The sequence below is a fragment of the Aminobacter sp. P4_D5 genome (assembly GCF_056401815.1).
Genome location: NZ_JBFUIP010001325.1, coordinates 1 through 532 on the forward strand (window position 1 = coordinate 1; position 532 = coordinate 532).

At 61.7% G+C, this 532-nt stretch carries 1 protein-coding gene; it reads right to left on the minus strand.

Annotation, left to right across the window (positions count from 1 at the left end; translation table 11 throughout):
* Positions 1–396, minus strand: a 396-nt coding sequence (locus AC1DWF_RS38195; protein WP_476843601.1) for a GNAT family N-acetyltransferase, incomplete at its 3' end; no start/stop codon positions are given.
* Positions 397–532: the final 136 nt, after the last annotated feature.

Consider the following 532-nt stretch of genomic DNA (forward strand, 5'->3'; position numbering starts at 1 on the left):
GAGGGCCATCAGGTTCGAAGACTTCGGCGCGAAACCCAGCTTACCGTAGAACGCGACGTTGTCCTGCTGGCAGTAGAGCTCGAAGCTGGACACCTTCTTCAAGCTCTCGTGCTGGATGATCTTCTCCATGATCGCCTTGCCGAGGCCATGCCCACGGAATGCGTGATGGACGATCACGTCGAAGATGAACGCCTTGAAGGTGTAGTCGGTCAAGACCCGCGCAAAAGCCGCCAAGCGGCCGTCTTCGGCGCAGCACCCCAGCGTCAGATCGGATCGCCCGAGCATGTGGACCATGTCTTCTCGGGTCCGCTTCGATGTCCACCATTCCTTGCCGAACATCTCGAAGAGTTCGTCGGCCCGAGAGCCCTCAATCTGCTCAACCCAAGTGAACTGCATTTCTGTCTCCCTGTTGGGGCGACGGTAGAGGGATCAGGGCGGCGTCGGAAGCTGGTGGATCGCGCGGCCCCTGACCGAGGGCGGGCCGGCGATGCTGAAGGCGATTGCGCTGATCGGCCGGGGGGCACTCCGAGAG